The sequence below is a fragment of the Streptomyces sp. NPDC002499 genome (assembly GCF_053595415.1).
In genome coordinates, this window is the sequence record NZ_JBSFXO010000008.1 from 151,518 (window position 1) to 175,224 (window position 23,707).

Sequence of the window (23,707 nt, forward strand, 5' to 3'; positions counted from 1 at the left end):
CCACGAAGGGATCAGCAATGCACAGAACTGTCAGGGGCATGCCAGCCTTGCTGGTGGTCGCCCTCTCCGCCGGACTCCTCACCGCGATCGCCCCCACCGCCGCCCACGCGGCCGGTGCGAGCCTGCCCTTCACCTCCGTGGAGGCCGAGTCCGCGACCACCACCGGCACGAAGATCGGCCCCGACTACACCCAGGGCACGCTCGCCTCCGAGGCCTCGGGACGGCAGGCCGTACGCCTCACCTCCGGCCAGCGCGTCGAGTTCACCGTGCCGAGCGCCGCCAACGCCGTGAACGTCTCCTACAGCGTCCCGGACGGTCAGTCCGGCGCGCTCGACGTCTACGTCAACGGCACCAAGCTCGCCAAGACGCTCCCGGTGACCTCCAAGTACTCGTACGTCGACACGAGTTGGATCGCCGGGGCGAAGACCCACCACTTCTTCGACAACGCCCGGCTGCTGCTCGGGCGGAACGTGCAGGCGGGCGACAAGGTCGCCTTCCAGTCGACCGGCACCCAAGTCACCGTCGACGTGGCCGACTTCGAGCAGGTCGCCGCAGCCGCCGGCCAGCCCGCCGGTTCGGTCTCCGTCACCTCCAAGGGCGCCGACCCCAGCGGCAACGGCGACTCCACGCAGGCCTTCCGGGACGCGATCGCCTCCGCGCAAGGGGGAGTCGTGTGGATCCCGCCGGGCGACTACAGGCTGACGTCCTCGCTCAGCGGTGTCCAGAACGTCACCCTCCAGGGCGCCGGCAGCTGGTACTCGGTTGTGCACTCCTCACGGTTCATCGACCAGTCGGGCTCCTCAGGAAACGTCCGCATCCGGGACTTCGCGGTCCTGGGCGAGGTCACCGAGCGCGTCGACGCCAACCCGGACAACTTCGTCAACGGCACGCTGGGACCGAACAGTTCGGTCTCCGGCATGTGGATCCAGCACCTCAAGGTCGGCTTCTGGCTGATGGGCAACAACGACAACCTCGTCGTCGAGAACAACCGCATCCTCGACACCACCGCCGACGGCCTCAACCTCAACGGCAACGCCCACGGGGTCCGCGTCCGCAACAACTTCCTGCGCAACCAGGGCGACGACTCGCTCGCCATGTGGTCGCTGAACGGGGCGGACAGCAACAGCAGCTTCGAGAACAACACCATCTCGCAGCCCAACCTCGCCAACGGCATCGCGATCTACGGCGGCACCGACATCGCGGTACGGGGCAACCTGATCTCCGACACCAACGCGCTGGGCAGCGGCATCGCGATCTCCAACCAGAAGTTCCTCGACCCCTTCTCCCCGCTGGCCGGCACCATCACCGTCGACGGCAACACGCTCGTCCGCGCGGGAGCCGTCAACCCCAACTGGGGCCACCCGATGGGCGCCCTGCGCGTCGACTCCTACGACAGCGCCATCAACGCCACGGTCAACATCACCAACACGACGATCACCGACAGCCCCTACAGCGCCTTCGAGTTCGTCTCCGGCGGCGGTCAGGGCTACCCGGTCCGGAACGTCAACGTGACCGGCGCGACCGTCCGGAACACCGGCACGGTCGTCGTCCAGGCCGAGGCGCAGGGCGCGGCCACCTTCCGCAACGTGACGGCCACCTCGGTCGGCGCGGCGGGCATCTACAACTGCCCCTACCCGGCGAACTCCGGCACCTTCGCCCTCACCGACGGCGGCGGCAACTCCGGCTGGAGCAGCACCTGGTCCAACTGCGCGGCGTGGCCGCAGCCCGGCCAGGGCAACCCCGACCCGGGCACCGGCGGCAACCTAGCCCAGGGCCGCCCGGCCACCGCGACCGGCTCACAGGGCGGCTTCCCGCCGGGCAACGCCGTGGACGGGAACGCGAACAGCTACTGGGAGTCCACCAACAACGCCTTCCCGCAGGCGCTGACGGTCGACCTGGGCGCGACCAAGAACGTGCGCCGAGTGGTGCTGAAGCTGCCGCCGTCCTCGGCCTGGGGCGCGCGCACCCAGACCATCACCGTGCAGGGCGGCACCGACGCCGGGACCGCCTCGACCGTCGTCGGCGCCACCGGCTACCGGTTCGACCCGGCCACCGGAAACACGGTCACCATCGCCCTGCCCAGCACCACCAACCTGCGTTATCTGCGGCTGTCCGTCAGCGCCAACACCGGCTGGCCGGCCGCGCAGTTCAGTGAAGTGGAGGCGTACTCGACTTCGTGACCGAGACCGGCTTCGGGACCGCGTCCTGAGGCGTCCCGCGCTTCGCCGCCTGGATCTGCTCGTACACATGGGTCCGCAGTTCGGCGAAGCGCGGGGCCACGCGCGTGTGCAACTGGTCGCGCTCGTCGGGCAGATCGATCTTCAACTGCTCCCGCACGACGGTCGGGGAGGCGGACAGCACGATCACCCGCTCGCCCAGGTAGACGGCCTCGTCGATGTCGTGGGTGACGAACAGGATCGTGATCCCGCGCTCGCGCCACAGGCCTCGTACGAGGTCTTCCAGGTCGGCCCGCGTCTGTGCGTCGACCGCCGCGAAGGGCTCGTCCATCAGCAGGACTTGGGGTTCGTAGGCCAACGCCCGTGCGATCGCGACGCGTTGCTGCATGCCGCCGGACAGCTGCCACGGGTACGCGCCGGCGGCGTCCGTGAGACCGACCGACTCCAGCGCGTCCGCGACCAGCTCCTTGCGCCGCGCCTTGGTCAAGTTCTTCTGTTTCAAGGGGAGCTCGACGTTCTGGCCGACCCGCATCCACGGGAAGAGGCTGCGGCCGTACTCCTGGAAGACGAACGCCATCCCGGGCGGCGGCCCGCTCACCGGCTTGCCGGACAGCAGCACCTCGCCGCCCGTCGGCGTGAGCAGACCGCCCATGCACTTCAGCAGGGTCGTCTTCCCGCAGCCCGACGGGCCCACCAGGCAGACGAGTTCACCCGCGGACACCGCGAAAGTGAGGTCGCGCACGGCTTCCACCCGGCGCCCCGAACCCTCGTAGACCTTGTTCAGGCCGCGTACGTCGAGCATGGACTGGACCGCCCCTTCACGAAGTTCACTCAGGACCGCCGGGTGGAGGCGCGCAGACCGTGGTACCAGCCGAGCACCCGGCGCTCGACCAGCTGGAAGACGACGGAGAGCAGGAAGCCGAGCAGGCCGAGGACCAGGATTCCGGTCCACATGTCGGGGATGGCGAAGCTGCGTTGGAACTGGACGACGGTGAAGCCGATGCCGTTGCTCGCCGCGAACATCTCGCTGATGACCATCAGGATGATGCCGATCGACAGCGCCTGGCGCAGGCCCGCGAAGATCTGCGGACTGGCCGACGGCAGGACCAAGTGGGTCAGCCGGGCAGGGCCGTTGACGCCGTACGAGCGGGCCGTCTCCAGCATCACCGAGTCGACCGCGCGGACGCCTTCGACCGTGTTGAGCAGGATCGGCCAGACGCAGCCGCTCGCGATCACCACGATCTTCATCGTGTCGCCGATGCCCGCGAACAGCATGATGACCGGGATCAACACCGGTGGCGGCACCGCCCGCAGGAACTCCAGGACCGGCTCGCACACCGCCCGCACCTTGCGGTAGGAGCCGATGACCGTGCCGAGCGCCATGCCGACGACGGCCGCTGTCGCGTAGCCCGCGAGGAGGCGCAGGACGCTCGGTACGACGTCCGTGCGCAGCCGGTCGGCGGTCCAGACGTCCGGGAAGGTCTTCAGGATCGTCCGCAGCGGGGGCCAGAAGGGATCGGTGTTGCCGTCCGACGCGGCCCACCACACGGAGACCAGCACCACGGGCAGCGCGAGCACGAACAGCAGCCGCAGCAGCAGGCGTCCGATCACACCGTCCCGTACAGGGCCACGCAGGGCGCCCTTCGCACCGCCGCTCACACCGCCACCTCCCCGCGCACCGACTGGTGCCAGGCCAGCGCCCGCCGTTCCACCGTACGCGCGCCGACGTTGATGAGCAGCCCCAGCACCCCGGTGACCACGATCAGCGCGTACATCTCCGGCACCGCCTGCGAGGTCTGGGCGACGGCGATCTCCTGGCCCAACCCCGGTGCGCCGATGACGAGTTCGGCGGTGATGGCGAGGATCAGCGCCACCGCGGCGGCGAGCCGCACCCCGGTCATGACGTACGGCAGCGCCGTCGGCCACAGCACATGGCGCACCCGCGCCCAGGTGCCGAGGCCGTACGAGCGTGCCGTCTCCTCGGCGACCGGGTCCACGTCCTGGACGCCGTACAGCGTCTGGAGGAGCACCTGCCAGAAGGAGGCGTACACGACCAGGATGAGCACCGACTTCAGTTCGGCGCCGTACAGCAGGACGGCCAGCGGGATGAGGGCGACCGACGGGATCGGGCGCAGGAACTCGATCGTCGAGGCGGTCGCCTCGCGCAGGTAAGGCACGATCGAGATCGTCACGCCCACGACGACACCCGCGCAGACCGCGATGGCGAGGCCCACCGCCCAGCCGGTGAGGGTGTCGCCGAGCGCCGACCAGAAGCCGTCGGTGGTGACCTCGTCCCACAGAGCCGAGGCGATCCGGCTGGTCGGCGGGAAGTAGGCCTCCTTGACGAGGCCGACCCGCGGCACCGCCTCGCCCAGGGCGAGGAAGGCCGCGAGCCCGGCCGCGCCGAGTACGGCGTTCAATCCCCTCACGGCAGCAGCTTGTTCAGGTCCGGGGCGTTCTTGAAGAGGCCGTTCTCGTCGCTCAGCTTCTCCAGTGCCTCGATCGAGGAACGGTTCGCCTCGGCCGGCCACTTGGGCAGGGTCATCGCGGCCAGGACGTCCGCCGGGGTCTTGGTGTACGTGGTGACGATCTGGCGGACCTCGTCCGGGTGCGCGTCGGCGTAGGCGAGGGACTCGGCGGTCGCGTCCTGGAACTTCTTCACGATGGCCGGGTTCTTCTGCGCGTACGCGGTCGACGTGAAGTACATGGCGACGGTGAGGTTCGGGGCCACGTCGACCATGGGAGAGGCGATCTCGGTGGCGCCCTGGAGCTTCATGGTGGTGAGCGCCGGTTCGACCGCCATCGCCGCGTCGATCTGGCCCGAGTCGAGCGCGGCCGGCATCTGGTCGAAGGCGAGCTCGACCAGGTTGACCTTGTCCGGGTCGCCGCCGGCCCGGCGGACCGAGTCGCGGACCACGATCTCGTTGATGTTCTTGAGGGTGTTGACGGCGACCTTCTTGCCCTCGAGCTCCTTCGGCGACTTGATGGAGCTGCCCTTCTTCACCACGAGCCCGCCGAAGTCCTTGCCCTTGACGCCTGTTGAGGCGACGCCGTTGGCGATGGCCTCGATGGGCACGTTGTTGGACTGGGCGACCATCAGCGAGGTCATGTTGGAGAACCCGAACTGGAACTGACCGCTCGTCACCCCGGGCACGATGGCCGCGCCGCCCTGGGCGAGCGTCATCGAGAGCTTCAGGCCCTGCTTGCTGAAGAAGCCCTGTTTCTGGCCGAGATAGAGCGGGGCGACGTCGACGATGGGGATGATCCCCACCTTGACGGTGGTGATGCCGCCGGACGACGAGCCCTTGTCCGACGACGAGTTGGAGTCGTCGGACGAGCCACAGGCGGTCGCGACGAGCAGGAAGGCACCGGCGGTGAGACCGGCGAGCAGACGGCGCATGGCTCCTCCTGTGCAGACAACAACGGTGCAACGGTGTTCCGACAGGTCGTGCGCAAGGCGCACAGTAGTGCGCGACCTCGCACAGCCGGAAGGTAGAAGGCACAACGGGTCGGGTCAATGGGTTCGCCAACAACATTGTTGACACTTTTGGAGGCGGCAATGCCAGCGGACGCCCGAGCGTCACACTTCGTGAGGTCCTTCGAACGCGGCCTCGCCGTGATCCGCGCCTTCGACGAGGAGCACCCCGTCCGCACCCTGAGCGAGGTGGCCGACGCCTGCGAGCTGACCCGAGCGGCCACCCGCCGACTGCTCCTGACCCTGGTCGACCTGGGATACGTCCATCAGGACGGGCGCCTGTTCCGCCTCACCCCGCGCGTCCTCGAACTCGGCTACTCCTACCTCTCCAGCGTCACCCTGCCGCAGATCGCCGAGCCCCATCTGGAGCAACTCGTCGCGCAGGTACGGGAGTCGTCGTCACTGTGCGTGCTCGACGGCGACGACATCGTCTACGTGGTCCGGGTGCCGACCCGCCGCATCATGGCCGCCACGATCACCGTCGGCACGCGCTTCCCGGCCCATGTCACGTCGGTGGGCCGGGTGATCCTCTCCCATCTCCCGGACGAGGAGGTCGACGCCCGGCTCGCCCGAGTGGAACTGCGCCCGCTGACCGACCGGACCATCGTCTCGCCGCGGGCCCTGCGGACGGAGCTGCGCCGGGTGCGCCGACAGGGGTACGCGATCGTCGACCAGGAACTGGAGGAGGGGCTGCGGTCGGTCGCCGCCCCGGTACGAGGCCGGGACGGCGAGGTGGTCGCGGCGGTCAACCTCGCGGTGCCCGCGGGCCGCACCTCCGTCGAGTCGATCCGCCGCGACCTGCTGCCGCACCTGTTCGCGACGGTCGAGCGGATCGACGCCGACCTCGCGGTCACAGGTCCAGCACGAGCCGCTTCCCCCGGCAGCGGGACACACAGATCATCATCGTCTCGCCGCCCGCCCGCTCCTCTTCGGTGAGCACCGAGTCCCGGTGGTCCGGGACGCCGTCGAGCACGTCGGTCTCGCAGGTGCCGCAGGTCCCCTCGGTGCAGGAGAACAGCACCTCGACCCCGGCGGCGCGCACGGCGTCCAGCACGGAGACGTCCGGAGCGACCGTGACGGTACGCCCGCTCTGCGCCAGCTCGACCTCGAACTCGCTGTTGCCATCGCCCTGTTGGACCTTGGGCTGAAACCGCTCGACCCGCAGCACCGCCGCCGGACACCGCTCCTCGACCGCGTCCAGCAACGGCCCGGGACCGCAGCAGTAGACGAGGGTGCCCTCGGGCAGGTCGTCCAGCACGGAGGCGAGGTCCAGCAGCCCGGTCTCGTCCTGCGGGGCGACGGTGACCCGGTCCCCGTACCGCCCCAACTCCTCGGTGAACGCGATGGATCGGCGAGTCCGTCCGCCGTACAGAAGCGTCCACGGCACACCCGCCGCCTCGGCCGCGGCCAGCATCGGCAGGACGGGGGTGATCCCGATGCCACCCGCGATGAACCGGTAACCAGGCGCGGGCTCCAGCCGGAAGTGGTTACGAGGTCCACGTACCCGCACTTTGTCGCCGACGCCCAACTGCTCGTGGACGAAGGCGGATCCACCCCGGCCGTCCGGTTCCCGCAGTACCGCGATCCGCCACTCGGAGCGGTTCCCGGGATCCCCGCAGAGCGAGAACTGCCGTTCCAGCTCCGGCCCGAGCACGACGTCCAGATGCGCTCCCGGTTCCCAGGAGGGGAGTTCGTCGCCGAGGGGGTGCCGGAGAGTGAGGACGACGACCCCTTCCGCGGCCGACTCCCGGGCACTCACGACCAGTTCGGCCTCGTACAGGCTCATGCGCCGTGCTCCCGGGGCTGGTGTCCTTCTGGATGGCCGAGCATCCACTCCCACATCTCCACCGGGTCCTGGGCGGTGTGCTCGGCGCCGCAGTGACACGTACCGTGCAGGACGTCCGTCCCCGGCAGCCAGTCGATGCGGTAGACCTCCCCGGTGGGGCTGCCGCTCACAGCACCTTCTCCACGGGCTTGTCGCCCTCCTCGACCAGCCGGGCAAGGATACGGCGGGCGGCCAGGCCGCCGGTGTCGATGTTGATGCTGAGCTCCTGGTAGCCCGACCGCTCCGAACCGAGCGTCTTCTGAAGCAGGTTGAGCGCGTCGACGTCCTGCATCACGACGGTGTGGTTGTTGCCCCGCAGGAACTCGGTGACCTCGGCGTCGTCGATCGCCCAGTCGCGCGAGACGGCCCAGAAGTCGTAGACATGACCGTCGGCGGAGGGCGTGATGGCGTACGTGATCTCGGTGTGGAAGCCGTTCGGGTCACTGCCGTCGGCCTCCGGCAGCACGCCCACCGGCGCGATCCGGCTGTGCAACAGATACAGGCACGGCGCGTGGTACTCGATGTCCTGCCAGCGGGTGATCCGGCCCTTGATCCCGGTCGACTTGGCGTAGAACGGCGGGCACTCGGCGTCGTCCATGTGCCGGCTGACCCGTACGATCCCCGCGCCCTCGTCGACCTCCGTCGTGATCGGCGTCTCGGCGACCTCGGGGGTGCCGATGTACCCGCCGTGCAGATACGTCTCGTGGGAGAGGTCGAGCAGATTGTCGACGAGCAGCCCGTAGTCGGCGTCGATCGGCTCCATACCGGAGACGGTGACCCAGCCGGGGGAGTCGAGGTGCCGGGCGCGCGGGATGGTCTCGGGATCGGCGAGCGCCGGATCACCGATCCACACCCAGATCAGGGCGTCCAGCTCGACGACCGGGTAGGAGGCCACGCGCGCGGTGCGGGGTATCCGTTTCTGCCCGGGCACGTACACGCAGGCGCCGGTCGTGTCGTACGTGAACCCGTGGTACCCGCAGACGATCCGGTCCCCGTCGAGCCCGCTCTCGGACAGGGGGTAGCGGCGGTGCACACACCGGTCGTGCAGGACGACTGGGGTGCCCTCGTCCTCGGTGCGGTAGAGGACGAGGGGTTCACCGAGGATGGTCCGGCCGAGCAACTCCCGGCCGATCTCGTGGCTGTAGGCGGCGACGTACCACTGGTTGCGGGCGAAGGCGGTCGTGTGCGGCATGGCGATCCCGTCCCTGAGAGCGGGGCGGCTCTGCCCCGCGTGCCGTGGTTGGGACCAGAGTCGTGACGCCCGCGACAGCACGGCAAGACGGCTTCCGTCAGACGGAAGCAGCCCCCGTGAAAACCCTGTGGAAGCGGTGTAAGGGGTGCCGTTTATGCTGCTCCGGACGATCACGCGGGACCAGGGGAGGGCGCGGCATGTTGGGGAAGCTGTTCGGGAGAGGTGCGGAGAGACCGGCGGAGGTTCCGCACTCCCTTCCGGTGCCGCGCAGGCAGAAGAACGGGGTGTATCCGCTGCGGGCGCTCGGGGACGCCCGGGTGCTCGCGCTGGTGGAGGCGGCCGACGCGGGGGAGTGGGAGGCGGTCAAGGACGCGCTGGTCCCGTTCGATCTCGGGCGTGAGCACCAAGTCCTGGGCGAGCTGGCCGAGTTGGACGGGGTGCAGGACTGGATCGGCCGGGCCGTCGAGGAGGACAAGGAGCACCGGGCGACCGCCCTGCTCATATCCGGGGCCCGGCACATCATCTGGGGCTGGGAGGCGCGTACCGCCGACCGGGCCGTGAACGTCACGCAGGAGCAGTGGCGGATCTTTCATGAACGGCTGCACATCGCCGAGGAACAGCTGCTGGAGGCCGCCGAGTTGCGGCCCGAGTGGATCACGCCGTGGCGCCGCCTGCTGACCTCCGGCCGGGGCATGTCGCTCGGTCACGCCGTCAACCAGACCCGGCGCGACGCCGCCCTGCGCCGCGACCCGCTGGACCTGGAGACCCACATCGAGTGGATCTCGTACCTCCAGCCCCGCTGGAGCGGTGAACCGGGCCAGGCCCTCGCGTTCGCCCGTGAGGCGTTCGCCGGCGCGCCCGAGGGGCATCGGCTCGGCTGCGTGATCGCCATGGCCCACATCGAGAACTGGGTGGAGTCGGACGACAAGACCTGCCTCGAAACCCCCGAGATCCAGGACGAGTTGGTGGAGGCGGCCGAGCACAGCATCCTCCACCCCGGCTACGAGCGGTTCCCGGGCTGGCAGGAGGACTTCAACACCTTCGCCATGGCGATGTCGCTGGCCTCCTCGCGCAGCGCGCTGCCGCGCATCTTCGAACAGCTCGAAGGCGCCTTCACCCCATGGCCGTGGAAGTACATGGCGCAGCCGGAAAAGATGTACGCCCGCGCCCGGCGCAGCGCCTGATTCCGCCGACCGTCCGCCGCTCGTCGCTCACCTCACACCGGACTGCCCGATGACACTGCCCGACACCCCTTCGAGCCCGGCCGGCGCCGACCGCACCTTCCAGGTGGATCTGCGCGGCCTCGTCGACCTCCTCTCCCATCACCTCTACTCCAGCCCCCGCGTCTACCTGCGTGAACTGATGCAGAACGCGGTCGACGCGCTGACCGCCCGGCACCGACTCGAACCCGGCGCCCCCGCCGACGCGTTCGGCATCCGGCTGTACGCCGACGGATCCGTCGTACGCGTCGAGGACGACGGCGTCGGTCTCACCGAGGCCGACGTGCACACCTTCCTCGCCACGATCGGCCGCAGCAGCAAGCGCGCCGAGAAGATCGCCGAGCAACGCGGCGACTTCATCGGGCAGTTCGGCATCGGCCTGCTCTCCTGCTTCCTGGTCGCGGACGAGATCCACGTCCTGAGCCGGTCCGCCGCCACGCCCGAGGCGCCCGCGGTGGAGTGGCGGGGACGCGGCGACGGCAGCTACACCGTCCGTGCCCTGCCCGCCTCCGCCCGGCCCCGGCCCGGCACCACCGTCACGCTGACCCCGCGCGCCGACGCGGGCGAGTGGACCCGCCCGGCCCAAGTGCACGCGCTCGCCCGGCACTTCGGGTCCCTGCTGCGCCACCCGGTGACCTTCGACGACGGCAAGGGCGGTCCGGGCGGCACCGGCGCGGCCGTCAACCCCGAGCCGGCCCCCTGGGCGCGCACGTACCCCACGCCGGGAGCCCGCTCCCGTGCGCTGGCCGCGTTCGGCGAGGAAACCCTCGGATTCACGCCGCTCGACACCATCGAGCTGGACCTGCCGGCCGTGGGCCTCAGGGGCATCGCGTGCGTCCTGCCCGAGGCCGTGCCCGCCGGTCGCCGCCACGGCCACCGCGTGCACGTCAAGGGCATGCTGCTGTCCGAGCAGGCCGAGGAGATCCTGCCCGAGTGGGCCTTCTTCGTCCGCTGCGTCGTCGACGCCGAGAGCCTGCGCCCGACGGCCTCCCGCGAATCCCTGTACGAGGACGACACCCTCGCCGCCGTCCGCGACGCCCTCGCCGAGCGGCTGCGCGCCTGGATCTCCCGGGCCGCCGCCAGCGACCCCGACCTCCTCGGCCGCTTCCTCCAGGCCCACCACCTGGCCGTGAAGTCCCTCGCCGTGCACGACGACGAGATCCTGCGGATGCTGCTGCCCTGGCTGCCGTTCGAGACCACCGACGGACACGCCACCCTCGACGAGTTCGCGCGCACCCACCGCACCGTCCTTGTGACCTCCAGCGTGGAGGAGTTCCGGCAGGTCGCGGCGATCGCCTCGGCCGCGGGGCTCGGCGTCGTCAACGGCGGCTACACCTACGACCGTGAACTGGTCCACCGGCTGCCCGAGATCAGGCCCGAGGTCACCGTCGCCGACCTCGACCCGGCGACCCTCACCGCGCACCTCGACCCCGTCGACCGGGAGACGGAACTGGCCGCCGCGGCCTATCTCGCGCAGGCCCGCGACGCCCTCGCCGTCTTCGACTGCGACGTCGCGCTGCGCACCTTCCACCCCGCGTCCGCGCCCGCCCTCCTGGTCGACAGCCGTGAGGCCCGGCACGAGCGCACCCGCTCCCAGCTCGCCCGCGAGTCGGAGGGCGGCCTGTGGGGCGACATCCTCGGCGCCCTGCGCCAGGAGGCACCGCGCGCCCAGCTGATCCTCAACCAGCTCAACCCGCTGGTCCGCACCGCCGTCTCCATCGACGAGCCCGAGTTGGCCCGCACCAGCGCCGAAGCCCTCTACGGGCAGGCCGCGATGCTCTCCCGGCGCCCGTTGCGGCCCGCCGAGTCGAGCCTCATCAACCGCTCCTTCCTCGACCTTCTCGCCCACGCCCTCCGCAAGGACAGCTGACGATGCCGACCGCACCCCACCCCCAGAACACGGACGAGCTGTTCCAGGCGCTCCAGGAGAACGACCGGCGCCCCTACGGCCGCACCCGCACCGTCACCGCCGAGGAACTCGTCGACGTCGCCGAGCAGTTGGCGGAGCCCGTACCGCTCGTCCACGCGCTGCTCGAACTCCAGGAGGCATACACCTACGGCTCCGAACCCCGGAAGTCGCCCGTCGTCTTCGCCCGCCTGCTCACCCTCTTCGACGAGCAGCCCGACGTCTTCGACGAGCGCCTGCGCCACATGCTCTTCTGGCGGTTCAAGTGGGTGGCCACCGCGCTCCGGGCCCTGCCCGAGATACCGCTGGCCAGCCTGAGCCAGTGGCTTCAGGAGATGCGCGACCGGTACGAGAAGGCCGGCCTCGGCCTCCAGCCCTACTACGGACAGGCCTACCAACTCGCCGTCCACACCGGGGAGGACACCGACCTCGCCTACGAACTCTGGGCGGGCCGCACCCGCGTCAGGCTCAGCGACTGCGAGGCCTGCGAGATCTGCGAGCGCGCCCTGCACCACCTCACGGCGGGCGACGACGAACGGGCGCTCGGCACCTGGGAGCCCGTCCTGGCCGGCAAGGAGTCCTGCCAGGAGGAGCCGGCCCGCTCCGTCTCGTACGCGCTGCTGCCCCTGCTGCGCACCGGCGGCATCGACCGGGCCCGGGAACTGCACCTGGTCGGCTACCGCGGCTGCCGCCGCAACCCCTCGATGTCCCAGGAGGTCGGCCGACACCTGGAGTTCTGCGCGCTGACCGGCAACGAGGCGCGCGGACTCGAACTGCTCGCCGAGAACCGGAACCTGTTCGACGACGTCGACTCGCCGCTGGACCTGCTCGGCTTCCTCACCGGCGTCGAGGTGCTGCTCCAGCGCGTCGAGGCCCTCGGCCACGGCGAACTGCCCGCCGCCGGGTACGCGGGCCGCAGCTGGACGGTGGCAGGACTGCGCGCCGAGGTGCGCGACCGCGCGGACGACCTGGCCGCTCGTTTCGATGCCCGCAACGGCACGACCGCCCACGCCGACAGCCGTCGGGCCCGCCTCGACCGGGCCCCGCTCCTGGACGCGCTCGACCTGACCCTGCGCACCCGCAGCCTCGACGACGTGGCCACGGCGACGGCCGCGCCGGCTGCCGCGACCGCCCCGCACACGGACGCCGATCTCCCCGACTCCCTGCCCGAACTCATCGTCCGGGCAAGGACGTTGGACCAGCAGGGGCACCCGGACGCGACGGCCTGCTGGGCGCGCCTGCGCACGCTCGTGGCCGCCCGGGACTACACCCACCCCGACGATCCGGCCGCGGGCCCCCTCGAACGGCTCCGCGCGGACCTGCTGGCCGACGAGGCGAACCGGGCCGGCGAGAAGGACGAGTTCGCCGACGCCGCCGCACTCCACGAGGAGGCCGCGGCCCTGTACGAGGACGCCGGAGAGCCTGGTGAGGCGGCGTTCTCCCGGGCCTGCGCGGTGCTCGCCCTCGCCGAGATTCCCGTGGATGACGCGGATCGCGCCGAGGCACGGGCCACCGACGCCGTTGAGGCCGGGAACTCGGCAGGTGCCGATGAAGAGGCCACCGGCGGTGTCGCTGCGCAGGCTGCGGCTGGTGCCGAAGCGGAGGCTGCGAATGGTGCCGAGACCACGGCAGCAGACGGTGCCGAGGCAAAGGGCACGGGCGACACCGAGGCGCACACCGCCGACGGTGACACCGACGCGCAGAACGCGAACGACGTCGAGGCGCAGGCCGCCCGCGCCGCCGACGCGAAGGTCCTCGCGCTGACGGCCGCCCACGCCTCCCTCGTCCGTCTTCACGAGGAGACGCCCGGACTCGCTCCGTACCAGGAGGCCCGGATGCTGCGGATGCGGGCGACCGCGCTCGGCCTGCGCCTCCAGGCCTCCGGGAGCGACGAGCACGCCGCGTCGGTGTTCGCCGAGGTGGACCTGCTGGAGGCGTTCGCCACCGAGCACGACGTCCGCACGCAGATCTCCGGCGCCGTGCTGATGCGCGCCAGCTCGTACGCCCTCTCCGGTGACCTGCCCGCCGCGATCACCGAGATCGACGCCCTCCTCGACCGGCTGAAGGCGCAGGGCCCCGCCTGGCACCTGCCCCGGACCCTCGGCCTGCGCGGCCGGCTCCAGCTCGGCCTCCGGGACGCGCAGGCCGCGTACGACAACCTCACCGAAGGCCTGCGACTGGCCGCCGAATGGCCGGCCGACACCGTCGACACCTCCCGCTTCCAGAGCGATCTGGCCGAGGCCGCCATGCGCCTGGGCCGCCCGGACGAGGCGCTGCGGCACCTCACCCGTTCGGCGGAGGTGAGTCTGCGCCGCGGCAACCGCATCGAGGCGTTCTGCACCTACAGCAACGCGGCCCAGCTCACCCTCGACCTGGGCCGCATCGAGGACTGCATCGCCCTGCTCGACTCCCTGCTGGCCGAACCGGTCGTCACCGAAGGGGAGTTGGACGACCGGCTCGTCGCCCAGCTCCGGCTGACCCGCGCCCGCGCACTGCACGCGGGGGAGGACCTCAAGGCCGCCACCGCGGAGTACGTCACCCTGGCGGCCACGTCGGCCGGCTGGGACGACGACCCGGGCAGCCACGCCATGATCGCCGCGGAGACCGCCGTACTCCTCGGCGAGTCCGGCGAGTTCGGCCGGGCCCGCGAGGTCGCGGACCAAGCCCTCGCCGCCCACGCCCGGAACCCGCGCTTCGAGCAGCTCAGCAGCTGCCTGCGCGAACTCGCCCGTCTCCAGGCCCAGCAGCAGGGCCCCGACGGCCTGGCCGACGCGCTCCGTTTCCTCGACGACGCGGGCCGGATCGCGGAGGAGGCGCGCGCCGCCGAGTACCACTACCACGGCCGTTCCCTGGACTCCGCCCTGGCCTACGAGCACGGGCGGGTCAACGCCTACGCGGGCGAGTACGAGGACGCGCTGGTCGCCCTGGACAAGGCGCTGTCGCTGATCGGCGAGCCGGGACAGGACGACGAACCCGCCGGCGAGTGGGCCGAGTGCGTCCGCCTCGCGGGCGCCGTGGAGGGCCTCTACCTGGAACGCCCCGCGCCCGCCCTCACCCGTCTCGACGCGGCCGTCACCCGCCTGACGGCCCTGGGCCACACCGAACTGACCGAGGAACTGGTCGCCCTGTCGGCCCGACTGCGGGACGAGGAGTGACCCGACCCGGCCAGGAGCGAGGCGCGCCGATCAGTCGATGAAGTCGGCGACCAGGGCCGCGAACTCGTCCGGCGTGGCCAGCCGGACGCCGAGCGTCTCGGCCTTGGTGCGCTTGGATCCGGCGCCCTCTCCGGCGACCACGAGAGTGGTCTTCTTGGAGACGCTGGAGGAGGAGCGGCCACCGGCGCGCTCGACGAGTTCGTTCATCTGGTTGCGGCTCAGCTTCTCCAGCGGGCCGGTCATCGCGCCGGTGACCACGACCGTCATCCCGGCCAGCGGCCCGCCCGCAGGTTCGGCGGTCTCCGGCTGGCCGTCGGAGCCGGAACCCGCGGTGCCGGAGCCCTCGGAGCCTGAGTCGGCGTCGGTCTCGGCGTCCTCCGCGACCGGCGGAGTGGCGCCGGGCTCGGTCATGTTCACCCCGGCGGCCGCCAACTTGTCGATGAGCGGGGCGAGTTCGGCGACCTCGGCGACGATGGACGGCGCCTTCTCCGTACCGATGCCCTCGACCCGCTGCATCGCCTCGGCGTCGGCCGCGCGGATGTGGTCCATCGTGGCGAAGTAGCGGGCGATACGGCGGGACATGGAGCGGCCGGTGCCGCGGATCCCGAGCGCGCACAGCACCCGCGACAGGGGCTGCCGCTTGGCCGCGGCGATCCCGGCGAGGAGGTTGTCGGTGCTCGTCTCGCCCATCCGCTCCAGGGCCAGGAGCTGGTCGCGGGTGAGGGCGAACAGATCGGCGAGGTCGGTCACCAGGCCCGCGTCGACGAGCTGCACGACCCGGGTGTGGCCGAGTCCCTCGATGTCGAGCTGGTCGCGTCCCGCGGCGTAGGAGAGGGCGGCCACCAGGTGGCAGTTGCGCCCGTTCGCACAGCGCCAGCGCTGCTCGCTGGTGTCGATGTCGGCCCCGCAGCGCGGGCACACCTCGGGGAAGGCGATGGGCTGTTCGTCGCCGGTGCGCAGATGGGCGACGGGGGCCTCGATACGCGGGATGACGTCACCGGCCCGGTGGACCATGACGTGGTCGCCCAGGCGCAGATCGCGGCGGGTGATGTCGGCCGGGTTGTGGAGGGTGGCGTAGGTGATGGTGGCGCCGTCGATCTCGACCGGTTCGAGGACCGCGCGCGGGGCGATGATGCCGGTGCGGCCCACGTTCCACTCCACCTCCAGGAGGCGGGTGATCTTCTCGACGGCGGGCAGCTTGTACGCGATCGCCCAGCGCGGGGCGCGCGTCCCGGAACCGGCCGTGCGCTGGTCGTCGGCGAGGTCGGCCTTGATGACGATGCCGTCGATCCCGAACGGCAGCTCGGCCCGCAGGGCGGCGATCTCGCGCACCCGGTCCAGCACCTCCTCGACCGTGTCGGCGGTGGTGCCGGGCACGGCGGTGCCGGCGGTGGTGTTCACCCCGTACGTGGCGGCCCGCGCCATCAGCTCGCTGTGCGCGAGTTCGCCCAGTCGGTCGGCGAGGTCCGTACCGGTGCCGGGCAGGGGGAGCAGGCCGTAGCCGAAGAACGTCATCGGCACGGTGTAGGTGCGCTCCCGGGCCCGCAGGGTGCCCGCGGACGCGCCGCGCGGGTTGGCGAACGGCTGTCCGCCGTGCGCGGTGCGCACCTCGTTGGCGTGCTCGAACTGGGCGGTGGTCATGAGGACTTCGCCACGCACCTCGACCGTGACCGGCTCGGCCAGCTCGACGGGCAGCCCCTCGATGGTGCCGATCGCGTGCGAGACGTCCTCCCCGGCCGTCCCGTCGCCCCGGGTGATCAGCTGTCTGAGTCGGCCGTCGGTGTAGCGGGCCGCGATGGCGAGGCCGTCCAGCTTCGGCTCGACGCTGAAGCGCTCGACGTCGTGGCCCAGGCGTCGGGCCAGTGACGCGGTCCAGGCGGTGAACTCCTCCGCCGAGAACACGTTGTCCAGGCTCAGCATCGCCACCGTGTGCGGGACGTCGCCCTCCACGGCCCCGCCGGCCACCTTCCCGGTCGGCGAATCGGGCAGCACCTGCTCCGGATGGTCGGCCTCCCACGCGGCGATGCCGCGCACCAGCCGGTCGTAGGCATCGTCGTCGAGCGTGGACGTGTCGCCCCCGTAGTAGGCGGCCGAGGCCTTCACCGCGTCCTCGACGGCCTGCGCGTAGGCGGCGGCATCGGCGATCACTGCAACTGGTGTCGTCATGCCTTCCATCCTGCCTGCCACCACTGACAACGCCCCCGGAGCGATTTCGCGGTACCTCGGCTGTTACTCACTTTCGGGTGAACGCCCTCGGCGGGCCGGGGTGGCGTGGTGTGGCGAAAGAGGGGGTGCGGCCAGCTCCCGCACGGAAGTTGATCGTCAACCTCGCGCATACACGACATACATGGACAGTGCAGTCGAGAGTTACGAAACCATGGTCAAGGGGCAAAAGCATCCACGTTTCCCACCCGTGTCCCGCACTTGGTGGACAGAGTGTGGGTGTGAGGCCGACCGGCCGCACAAGCACACCGCACCGAATCTCTCGGGGACAGTGATGACCGCTGCCCGCGAGAGGGTGCCCGCACTATGCAGGGGGACTCTGTGTCCGATTCCGCTTCTGTCACCGCCCGCCGTCTCGCCGCCGCCGCACTGGCCGCCGGCGCCCTGGTATCCGTGGTGACGTTGCCGGCGTCCGCGGCCGACCACGCCCGACCGCACGGGCCGAAGGTGGAGATCTCGGCCCTCCAGTACGACTCCCCGGGACGCGAGGACCGCTCGAACCGTTCGCTGAACAACGAGTGGGTGGACCTGACCAACACCACCCGCGACGCGGTCAACCTGGACGGCTGGACCCTCAAGGACGACCACGGCCGTACGTACACGTTCCACCACTACCGTCTGGCCCCCCGCGCCACGGTCCGCGTCCACTCCGGTGAGGGCCGCGACACCCGCAAGGACCTCTTCCAGGACCGTCGCAACTACGTGTGGGACAACGACCGCGGCACCGTCACCCTGCGCAACGACCGCAATCGCCTCGTCGACGACTTCTCCTGGGGTCGGCACCAGGGTGGCGGTCACCACGGCGGCGGCCACCAGGGCGGCGGTCAGGGTGGCGGTCACCAGGGCGGCGGCCACGGCGGTGGCGGTCACGAGGGCGGCGGTCACGGCGGCGGCCGCGACGCCCGCCGCTGACACCGCACACCGATCGGGGGGTTGATCGAACAGCCCGCAACGGGCGATGAGCAGACGGCGCGTCGGACCTCCGGGTCCGGCGCGCCGTCCGCGTTGTGCCGTGCGGAGAGGCCGGTGGTGGGCGTGAGGCCCGAGTGGCGCACGCGTTAGCCTGATGCCGCCGAACAGCTGTGCGGCGCGGCAGGGTTGGAGAGGGTAACCGGGGATGCCACCACGCACCGGGGAATCGGGGCCCATGGGGTCCATAGGCGGCTACGCGCTGATCGACCGGCTCGGCAGCGGTGGCATGGGGGTCGTCTATCTGGGTCTTTCGGCCTCGGGACGGCAGGCCGCGGTCAAGGTCGTGCACCCGCAGTACGCGCTGGACGAGGAGTTCCGGACCCGTTTCCGGCAGGAGATCGCGGCGGCGAGACGGGTGAGCGGCGCGTTCACCGCGCCGGTCGTGGACGCCGATCCCGACGCCGAGCAGCCGTGGATGGCGACGCTGTACGTGCCCGGCCGCACCCTGGCCGAAGCGGTGGAGAAGGACGGCCCGTTGGGCGGGCGCGCGCTGCGCATGCTGGCCCTTGGCCTGGTCGAGGCGCTGCGGGACATCCATCAGGCGGGGGTCGTGCACCGGGACCTGAAGCCGAGCAACGTCCTGATGGCCGAGGACGGCCCGCGCGTCATCGACTTCGGCATCTCCCGAGCCGCCGACAACCAGGCCCTCACCGTCACCGGCCGCCTGATCGGCACCCCGCCCTTCATGTCGCCGGAGCAGTTCTCCTCCCCGAAGGACGTCACCGCGGCCTCGGACGTCTTCTCGCTCGGCTCGCTCCTGGTGTACGCGGCCACCGGAAACCGTCCCTTCGACGGCGCCAGCCCGTACTTGACGGGCTATCAGGTCATGCACGAGCAGCCACAGTTGGACGGCGTGCCGGAACCGCTCAGGACCATCGCCGCCCGCTGCCTCGAGAAGAACGCGGCGGACCGCCCACAACTCGCCGAACTGCACGGCTTGTTGCTGGACCTGCCGGACATGATGGGCCCGCCGACGGTTCCGGGGCAGCGCGGGGCCCCTCGGGGGCCCGGGGGCACGACGGTCGTACCCGCTGCCGGTGCCGCCGGAGCGGCCGTTCGTAGGCGTCGGGTACGGCGGCTGGTCGTCCTCGGCGCGGCGTTGGCCGGCACCGTGGTGTGCGCGTCGACGGCGTACTACCTGATGTCCGGCCCCGAGAGCGCCGCGAACCCGGCCGCCGGGCGGCCGTCCGCGTCCGGCCGCTCCGCAACTCCCGCCGTGTCGCTGCCCGCCGGGTGGAAGCCCTGGCGGACGAGCCTGGTGCGGGCCGTGAAGGACAAGTCGGTGGTCGTCGACGTGGACAGCGTGAAGTCGGGCTGCGCGTCCGCCGATTCCTCCGTGTACTGCTCGGGGACCGGCTTCACGGTGGCCCGGCTCGACGCCGCCACGGGCCGCGTCGCGTGGCGGTTCGGCAGCGGCCCGCAGAGCTCGGAGCGACCCCTCGGGGTCCGGGAGGGGGTCGTGTACGGAGCTGACCAGCCGGACGTGACCGAAGTGAACTCGGCCCAGCGGGTGTTCGCCCTCGACGCCGACTCCGGCAAACCGGTCTGGACCCGGACGGTGGACGCCGGCTCGCCTGCCGCTCTGTTCGACGGCGGTGTCATCGCGATGCGTGACGGGACCGAGGAGTTCGTCGCCTTCGACGAGACGACGGGTGAGGACCTGTGGCGGACGACCGTGAAGTCGTCGGCCGGCACCGACTGCGCGCCGCTGGTCCTGGGCGACGCCCCCTACGCCGTGTGCGTCGACGCGAACGACCCGACCGCGGGCCGGGCCGGCCTCCTGCGCCTGGACCCGGCCGACGGCACGGCGCACGAACTCCAGCGGCTGCCCCTCGCCGCGTCACCGCTCGGCGCCGTCGACGGGAAGCCGCTGTTCCTGCTGCCCCAGCAGGCGGAGTGGGAGTCGAACGACGGGCGGGACGAGGCGTACAAGAGCCTGTTGCGGGTGGACCCGGACAGCGGCACGGCCGTCCGGATCCCGCTGGCGGGCACCCCGCGCGGCACGGCCACCCTCGTCGACGGCGCCGTCTACTTCGTCCGCCCCGACGGGACGATCACCGCGAACAGGGTGGCCGACGGCGCCCGACTGTGGCAGCAGGGGACGCAGATCGAGAATCTGTCGGCGCCGGTCCGGTCGACGACGTACGACGATCTCTACTTCGCCAACCGGTACGGCCGGTTGCTCGCGCTCGACCGCAAGACGGGCGCCGTCGCCTGGACCACCGACAAGGTCGACGACCTGGGGACCTCCGCGGAGGACCGGATCCCGAGCCTGGTGCTGGTGAAGGACGCGATCGTGGCCGTGGCGGGAGACAAGGCGTTCTCCGTACGCCCGGACCGCCGCTCGGGCACATCGACGCCGACCGCCGCCAACTGACCTGCCTCCAGTTGGTGTTCAGCAGGGCCGGCGCCACACCCCGAGGTCCAGTTTCTTGCTCATGGACGACAGCTTCAGCTTGCGGGACTCGGCGCAGAACTCGCTGTTGGGCACCTCGTACTCGACGTGGAACACGGCCTTGTCCGCCGCGGTGAACGGGCGGAGCCGGCCGCACTCGTCGTACTGGGCGCACTCCTCGTTGACCGCGAAGTCGAAGTGGCGCAGGAGTTGGGGGATCTGCGGCAGGTCGTTCTTGAGGCCGACGGCCATGCCGCGGGCGTGCGCGATGTCCGCGATCATGCGGTTGTACGCGAGTTGGTCGGCGGCGGTCAGCGGGAAGCCCGTCTTGTTGGCGTAGCCCTCCACCAAGTCCGGTTCCACGGCGTCGAATCCCTTGTCGCGGCACATGTCAAAACGCTGTTCCATGATCGGCCGCAGCACGTCGAGCCGACGGATGTCCAGCCAGCGCTCGCCCGCCCAGCCGTTGCCGGCACCGAGCACCGACGTGGGGAACTCGCCTTTGTCGGGGCGGTAGTTCTCCCAGGCGCCGACGTTGATGTAGCAGATGACCTTGCGGCCGGCGCGGTGCAGCCGGGCCACGTCCGCCGCCGTGTTCTCGAAGCCGTCGATGTCGTAGACGGGCACGTCGACGGACGGGGTGACCTCGCCGTCGAGCTGCCACTGCCAGGCGACGCCCGGGGTGGGCTGCCAGCGCTTCGGCGTGGCGGGAGTCGTCCCGGTGGAGCGGTCCGGGGCGCTCGACGCCGTACGGTCGCCGCCGTCGGCCCGGTCGTCGTCGCCCGCGCCCGAACACGCGCTGAGGACCAGGGCCGCCGTCAGTAAGCCGCATGCCAGGGCGGTACGCCTCATCACTCCGTCTCCTTCAGTGCGGGTGTCAACTGCGCCCAGGGGTTGGGAAGTTCACCCGTCACCGGTCCGGCCACGCCCGCCCCGCGTTCGCCCGCGGTGCGCACGGCGAGCGGCACCAGCGCCTCGGGCACACCGTAGACGAGGTGACAGAACCGCTCGGGCGGATGCCGGGACGTCCATGCGGGCCGGCTGAACGTCGAGACGTACGTCGACCAGTGGCCCTCGAAGGTGACGACGAGGTCGGCGAGCCGGGCGTACCCGGGCGCCGGGTGGATGCCGGGATTGAGGACGACCGGCGAGGTGCCGAGCTTGCGCAGGGACCTCACCAGGCGTCTGCAGGCGGGCAGTTCGTCCGGCGAGGCCGTCACCTGGTCGAGGAAGCAGCCGTCGGTCCGGTACCACTCGCGGTACCGGAGGACGTCGTCCGTCATCTCGGCCGGGTTGCGGGCGCCGTAGTCGGTGTCGACGTACGCCAGGAGCCGGGCACCGGCCGCGCGCAGCGCCCCGGCCGCCGCGGCGAACGCGGGGTCGGGTGCCGGTCCGGGCCCGTTCGCCGGGTTGATCACCACCGCGTAGGTGCCGGCCACCGCCCCGATCAGCCGGTGCCAGGCGCCGGGATCCTCGGCGGGATGGACGTACAGGGGAACGAGCAGGCTCACGGCGTCCGGTCGCCTTCCGGGCCCGCCGTCGCCGTCCACAGTGCGGTGAGTGAGTCGTCGAGGGGGTACGACGGCCGCCAGCCGAGCGCCTCTTCGGCGGCCGTGATGTCGGAACACTGCCACGAGACCTCTCCCGAGCGGGCGGAGCCGCCGCCGTTCTCCTCGATCCGTCCCCGGAACCCGGAGACGCGGGCCAGCGTGTGCACCAAGTCCCTTACGGGAGTGGCCTGTCCGCCGCCGATGTTGAAGATGCCCGGCAGGGCGCGGGGGGACGACACCGCGAGCGCCGCGGCCCGTGCCACGTCGCGCGCGTCGACGAAGTCGCGGTACGCCGACAGGTCGCCGAGCCGGATCACCGCCCCGGGGTCGTGGCCGGCCGCGCGCAGCAGACCGGCGACCCGGCCGGGCAGTCCGGCCGCCGGGGCGCCGGCGCCCACCGGGTTGCCGACCCGCAGCACCACCGCGTCGAGCCCGGAGGTGGTGACCGCGACCGTGCCGGCCAGCTTGGTGGCGCCGTACACGGCGACCGGGCGGGTGGCCGCCGATTCGGTCACCTTCACGTCCGGTTCGCCGGGGCCGTACTCGGCGGCCGAGCCCAGGTGGATCAGCCGGGCCGTAGGCGCCGCCTTGCGCAGCGCCGCGCAAAGGACCGCGGGGCCGCGGGAGTTGACCTCGGCGAGGGTCACGGCGTCGCCCCCGGTGGTGCCCGCGCAGTTGATCACGGCGTCGGGTGCCGCGTCGGAAAGTGCCCGCGCCAGGTCGTCCGCGCGGGCGGTGGCGAGGTCGATGCCGAACTCCGCGGCGGGGGAGCGGCCGCCGCCGAGCACCCGGACACCCGTGAGGGTGCGCAGGTGCCCGGCGACATGGCCGCCCAGATAGCCGGTGAAGCCCAGGACGAGAATGCGCATGGAAAGGTCAGGCTCCCTTGAGCAACAGCGACTTGCGGGAGGTGAACTCGGCGTTGGCCCGGTCGTAGTCGTCCGGGCGTCCGATGTCCAGCCAGTACCCCTCGAAGTCGTAGGCGTGCGGCGGGTTCTGTGTCTTGAGCAGGTCGAGGACCAACTCGTCGAAGCCCAGCGGCAGTCCGGCGGTGTAGCCGGCGAGCGTGGACCGGGACAGGCCGTACACGCCCATGGAGACGCGGTAGTCCATGCTCGGCTTCTCGGTGAAGGCGACCACCCGGCCCTCGTCGGTGGTCAGCACCCCGAAGTCGATGTGCACCTTGCGGGAGTACGTCGCGATGGTCAACGGCGCGTCCGAGTCGCGGTGTCGGCGCAGGACGTCCGCGTAGTCGAGGTCGGTCAGGATGTCGCCGTTCATGACGAGGAACTTCTCCGGCAGCCGGTCGAGCATGGTGAGCAGCGGGCCCATGGTGCCCAGCGGGCTCTCCTCGGTGGCGTAGTCGATGGACATGCCCCACTGGCTGCCGTCGCCCACATAGGCGCGGATGATCTCGCCGAGGTGGCCGATGGCGATGGTGCAGCGGGTGAACCCCGCCCCGGCGAGCTGGCGCAGCACGATCTCCAGTATGGCGTGCTGGTCGCCGATCGGCACGAGCGGCTTGGGCAGTGCCGTGGTGTAGGGCCGCAGCCGGACGCCCTTGCCTCCGGCCAGGATCACTGCGTGCATGGGACTCCTCCTTCTGGACGTACCGGT

At 71.3% G+C, this 23,707-nt stretch carries 19 protein-coding genes; 7 read left to right on the forward strand and 12 right to left on the reverse strand.

Features of this window, described 5'->3' with window-relative positions:
• Positions 1 to 38: 38 nt before the first annotated feature.
• Positions 39 to 2,180: a galactose-binding domain-containing protein gene (locus tag ACWD5F_RS23560; protein WP_451256999.1), complete on the forward strand. Its 2,142-nt coding sequence runs from the start codon at positions 39 to 41 to the stop codon at positions 2,178 to 2,180.
• Here the strand turns inward: ACWD5F_RS23560 and ACWD5F_RS23565 are convergent.
• The 4 genes from ACWD5F_RS23565 to ACWD5F_RS23580 are packed head-to-tail and all read right to left on the reverse strand — an operon-like array spanning position 2,149 to position 5,577.
• A complete protein-coding gene (locus tag ACWD5F_RS23565) occupies positions 2,149 to 2,979 on the reverse strand; it encodes an ABC transporter ATP-binding protein (RefSeq protein ID WP_451257001.1) in 831 nt (276 codons plus the stop codon). The two genes, ACWD5F_RS23560 and ACWD5F_RS23565, sit on opposite strands and share 32 nt — an antisense overlap.
• 29 nt (positions 2,980 to 3,008) lie before the next feature.
• On the reverse strand, positions 3,009 to 3,785 hold the full coding sequence (locus ACWD5F_RS23570; protein WP_451257562.1) for an ABC transporter permease: 777 nt from the start codon (positions 3,783 to 3,785) through the stop codon (positions 3,009 to 3,011).
• Between the two features lie 47 nt (positions 3,786 to 3,832).
• Entirely contained in the window at positions 3,833 to 4,606 is a 774-nt protein-coding gene (locus ACWD5F_RS23575; RefSeq protein ID WP_451257003.1) for an ABC transporter permease, read from the reverse strand.
• Complete coding sequence (locus ACWD5F_RS23580; protein ID WP_451257005.1) at positions 4,603 to 5,577, reverse strand: ABC transporter substrate-binding protein; 975 nt, start codon at positions 5,575 to 5,577, stop codon at positions 4,603 to 4,605. The genes ACWD5F_RS23575 and ACWD5F_RS23580 overlap by 4 nt, the downstream gene beginning before the upstream one ends.
• A gap of 159 nt (positions 5,578 to 5,736) precedes the next feature.
• Between ACWD5F_RS23580 and ACWD5F_RS23585 the strand changes: the two genes are divergently transcribed.
• Positions 5,737 to 6,588, forward strand: a complete 852-nt coding sequence (locus tag ACWD5F_RS23585; RefSeq protein WP_451257007.1) for an IclR family transcriptional regulator domain-containing protein — start codon at positions 5,737 to 5,739, stop codon at positions 6,586 to 6,588.
• On the opposite strand, the gene ACWD5F_RS23590 is transcribed toward ACWD5F_RS23585, so the two are convergent.
• The 3 genes from ACWD5F_RS23590 to ACWD5F_RS23600 are packed head-to-tail and all read right to left on the reverse strand — an operon-like array spanning position 6,503 to position 8,669.
• On the reverse strand, positions 6,503 to 7,438 hold the full coding sequence (locus ACWD5F_RS23590) for a PDR/VanB family oxidoreductase (RefSeq protein ID WP_451257009.1): 936 nt from the start codon (positions 7,436 to 7,438) through the stop codon (positions 6,503 to 6,505). The two genes, ACWD5F_RS23585 and ACWD5F_RS23590, sit on opposite strands and share 86 nt — an antisense overlap.
• Complete coding sequence (locus ACWD5F_RS23595; protein ID WP_451257011.1) at positions 7,435 to 7,608, reverse strand: hypothetical protein; 174 nt, start codon at positions 7,606 to 7,608, stop codon at positions 7,435 to 7,437. Before ACWD5F_RS23595 ends, ACWD5F_RS23590 begins: the two co-directional genes overlap by 4 nt.
• Complete coding sequence (locus ACWD5F_RS23600; RefSeq protein WP_451257013.1) at positions 7,605 to 8,669, reverse strand: aromatic ring-hydroxylating dioxygenase subunit alpha; 1,065 nt, start codon at positions 8,667 to 8,669, stop codon at positions 7,605 to 7,607. Before ACWD5F_RS23600 ends, ACWD5F_RS23595 begins: the two co-directional genes overlap by 4 nt.
• 197 nt (positions 8,670 to 8,866) lie before the next feature.
• Between ACWD5F_RS23600 and ACWD5F_RS23605 the strand changes: the two genes are divergently transcribed.
• Genes ACWD5F_RS23605 through ACWD5F_RS23615 form a run of 3 tightly spaced genes read left to right on the forward strand, consistent with a single transcriptional unit; the run spans position 8,867 to position 14,950 of the window.
• Entirely contained in the window at positions 8,867 to 9,853 is a 987-nt protein-coding gene (locus ACWD5F_RS23605; protein WP_451257015.1) for a hypothetical protein, read from the forward strand.
• 49 nt (positions 9,854 to 9,902) lie between these two features.
• The gene (locus ACWD5F_RS23610; RefSeq protein WP_451257018.1) at positions 9,903 to 11,759 is read left to right on the forward strand and encodes an HSP90 family protein; all 1,857 of its coding nucleotides are present in this window, start codon (positions 9,903 to 9,905) and stop codon (positions 11,757 to 11,759) included.
• 2 nt (positions 11,760 to 11,761) lie between these two features.
• Positions 11,762 to 14,950: a hypothetical protein gene (locus ACWD5F_RS23615; RefSeq protein WP_451257020.1), complete on the forward strand. Its 3,189-nt coding sequence runs from the start codon at positions 11,762 to 11,764 to the stop codon at positions 14,948 to 14,950.
• A 30-nt stretch (positions 14,951 to 14,980) separates the two neighbouring features.
• On the opposite strand, the gene ligA is transcribed toward ACWD5F_RS23615, so the two are convergent.
• A complete protein-coding gene (ligA, locus tag ACWD5F_RS23620; RefSeq protein ID WP_451257022.1) occupies positions 14,981 to 17,116 on the reverse strand; it encodes an NAD-dependent DNA ligase LigA in 2,136 nt (711 codons plus the stop codon).
• A gap of 363 nt (positions 17,117 to 17,479) precedes the next feature.
• Between ligA and ACWD5F_RS23625 the strand changes: the two genes are divergently transcribed.
• Positions 17,480 to 18,085 carry a lamin tail domain-containing protein gene (locus tag ACWD5F_RS23625; RefSeq protein WP_401712467.1) on the forward strand — a complete coding sequence of 202 codons (606 nt, stop codon included), beginning with the start codon at positions 17,480 to 17,482 and terminating at the stop codon, positions 18,083 to 18,085.
• Between the two features lie 235 nt (positions 18,086 to 18,320).
• Positions 18,321 to 20,522, forward strand: a complete 2,202-nt coding sequence (locus tag ACWD5F_RS23630; RefSeq protein WP_451257024.1) for a protein kinase domain-containing protein — start codon at positions 18,321 to 18,323, stop codon at positions 20,520 to 20,522.
• A gap of 18 nt (positions 20,523 to 20,540) precedes the next feature.
• On the opposite strand, the gene ACWD5F_RS23635 is transcribed toward ACWD5F_RS23630, so the two are convergent.
• The 4 genes from ACWD5F_RS23635 to ACWD5F_RS23650 are packed head-to-tail and all read right to left on the reverse strand — an operon-like array spanning position 20,541 to position 23,680.
• Positions 20,541 to 21,392, reverse strand: a complete 852-nt coding sequence (locus tag ACWD5F_RS23635; RefSeq protein ID WP_451257026.1) for an endo alpha-1,4 polygalactosaminidase — start codon at positions 21,390 to 21,392, stop codon at positions 20,541 to 20,543.
• On the reverse strand, positions 21,392 to 22,051 hold the full coding sequence (locus ACWD5F_RS23640; RefSeq protein ID WP_451257028.1) for a spherulation-specific family 4 protein: 660 nt from the start codon (positions 22,049 to 22,051) through the stop codon (positions 21,392 to 21,394). Before ACWD5F_RS23640 ends, ACWD5F_RS23635 begins: the two co-directional genes overlap by 1 nt.
• Positions 22,048 to 22,959, reverse strand: a complete 912-nt coding sequence (locus ACWD5F_RS23645; protein WP_451257030.1) for an NAD-dependent epimerase/dehydratase family protein — start codon at positions 22,957 to 22,959, stop codon at positions 22,048 to 22,050. Before ACWD5F_RS23645 ends, ACWD5F_RS23640 begins: the two co-directional genes overlap by 4 nt.
• Positions 22,960 to 22,966: 7 nt before the next feature.
• The gene (locus ACWD5F_RS23650; RefSeq protein WP_451257031.1) at positions 22,967 to 23,680 is read right to left on the reverse strand and encodes a nucleotidyltransferase family protein; all 714 of its coding nucleotides are present in this window, start codon (positions 23,678 to 23,680) and stop codon (positions 22,967 to 22,969) included.
• Positions 23,681 to 23,707 lie beyond the last annotated feature (27 nt).

Coding starts and splice junctions, on each gene's coding strand:
- ACWD5F_RS23560 (WP_451256999.1), top strand. CDS start 39: ATGCCAGCCTTGCTGGTGGTCGCCCTCTCCGCCGGACTCCTCACCGCG.
- ACWD5F_RS23565 (WP_451257001.1), bottom strand. CDS start 2,979: ATGCTCGACGTACGCGGCCTGAACAAGGTCTACGAGGGTTCGGGGCGC.
- ACWD5F_RS23580 (WP_451257005.1), bottom strand. CDS start 5,577: ATGCGCCGTCTGCTCGCCGGTCTCACCGCCGGTGCCTTCCTGCTCGTC.
- ACWD5F_RS23585 (WP_451257007.1), top strand. CDS start 5,737: ATGCCAGCGGACGCCCGAGCGTCACACTTCGTGAGGTCCTTCGAACGC.
- ACWD5F_RS23590 (WP_451257009.1), bottom strand. CDS start 7,438: ATGAGCCTGTACGAGGCCGAACTGGTCGTGAGTGCCCGGGAGTCGGCC.
- ACWD5F_RS23600 (WP_451257013.1), bottom strand. CDS start 8,669: ATGCCGCACACGACCGCCTTCGCCCGCAACCAGTGGTACGTCGCCGCC.
- ACWD5F_RS23605 (WP_451257015.1), top strand. CDS start 8,867: ATGTTGGGGAAGCTGTTCGGGAGAGGTGCGGAGAGACCGGCGGAGGTT.
- ACWD5F_RS23610 (WP_451257018.1), top strand. CDS start 9,903: ATGACACTGCCCGACACCCCTTCGAGCCCGGCCGGCGCCGACCGCACC.
- ACWD5F_RS23615 (WP_451257020.1), top strand. CDS start 11,762: ATGCCGACCGCACCCCACCCCCAGAACACGGACGAGCTGTTCCAGGCG.
- ligA (WP_451257022.1), bottom strand. CDS start 17,116: ATGACGACACCAGTTGCAGTGATCGCCGATGCCGCCGCCTACGCGCAG.
- ACWD5F_RS23625 (WP_401712467.1), top strand. CDS start 17,480: ATGCAGGGGGACTCTGTGTCCGATTCCGCTTCTGTCACCGCCCGCCGT.
- ACWD5F_RS23630 (WP_451257024.1), top strand. CDS start 18,321: ATGGGGTCCATAGGCGGCTACGCGCTGATCGACCGGCTCGGCAGCGGT.
- ACWD5F_RS23635 (WP_451257026.1), bottom strand. CDS start 21,392: ATGAGGCGTACCGCCCTGGCATGCGGCTTACTGACGGCGGCCCTGGTC.
- ACWD5F_RS23645 (WP_451257030.1), bottom strand. CDS start 22,959: ATGCGCATTCTCGTCCTGGGCTTCACCGGCTATCTGGGCGGCCATGTC.
- ACWD5F_RS23650 (WP_451257031.1), bottom strand. CDS start 23,680: ATGCACGCAGTGATCCTGGCCGGAGGCAAGGGCGTCCGGCTGCGGCCC.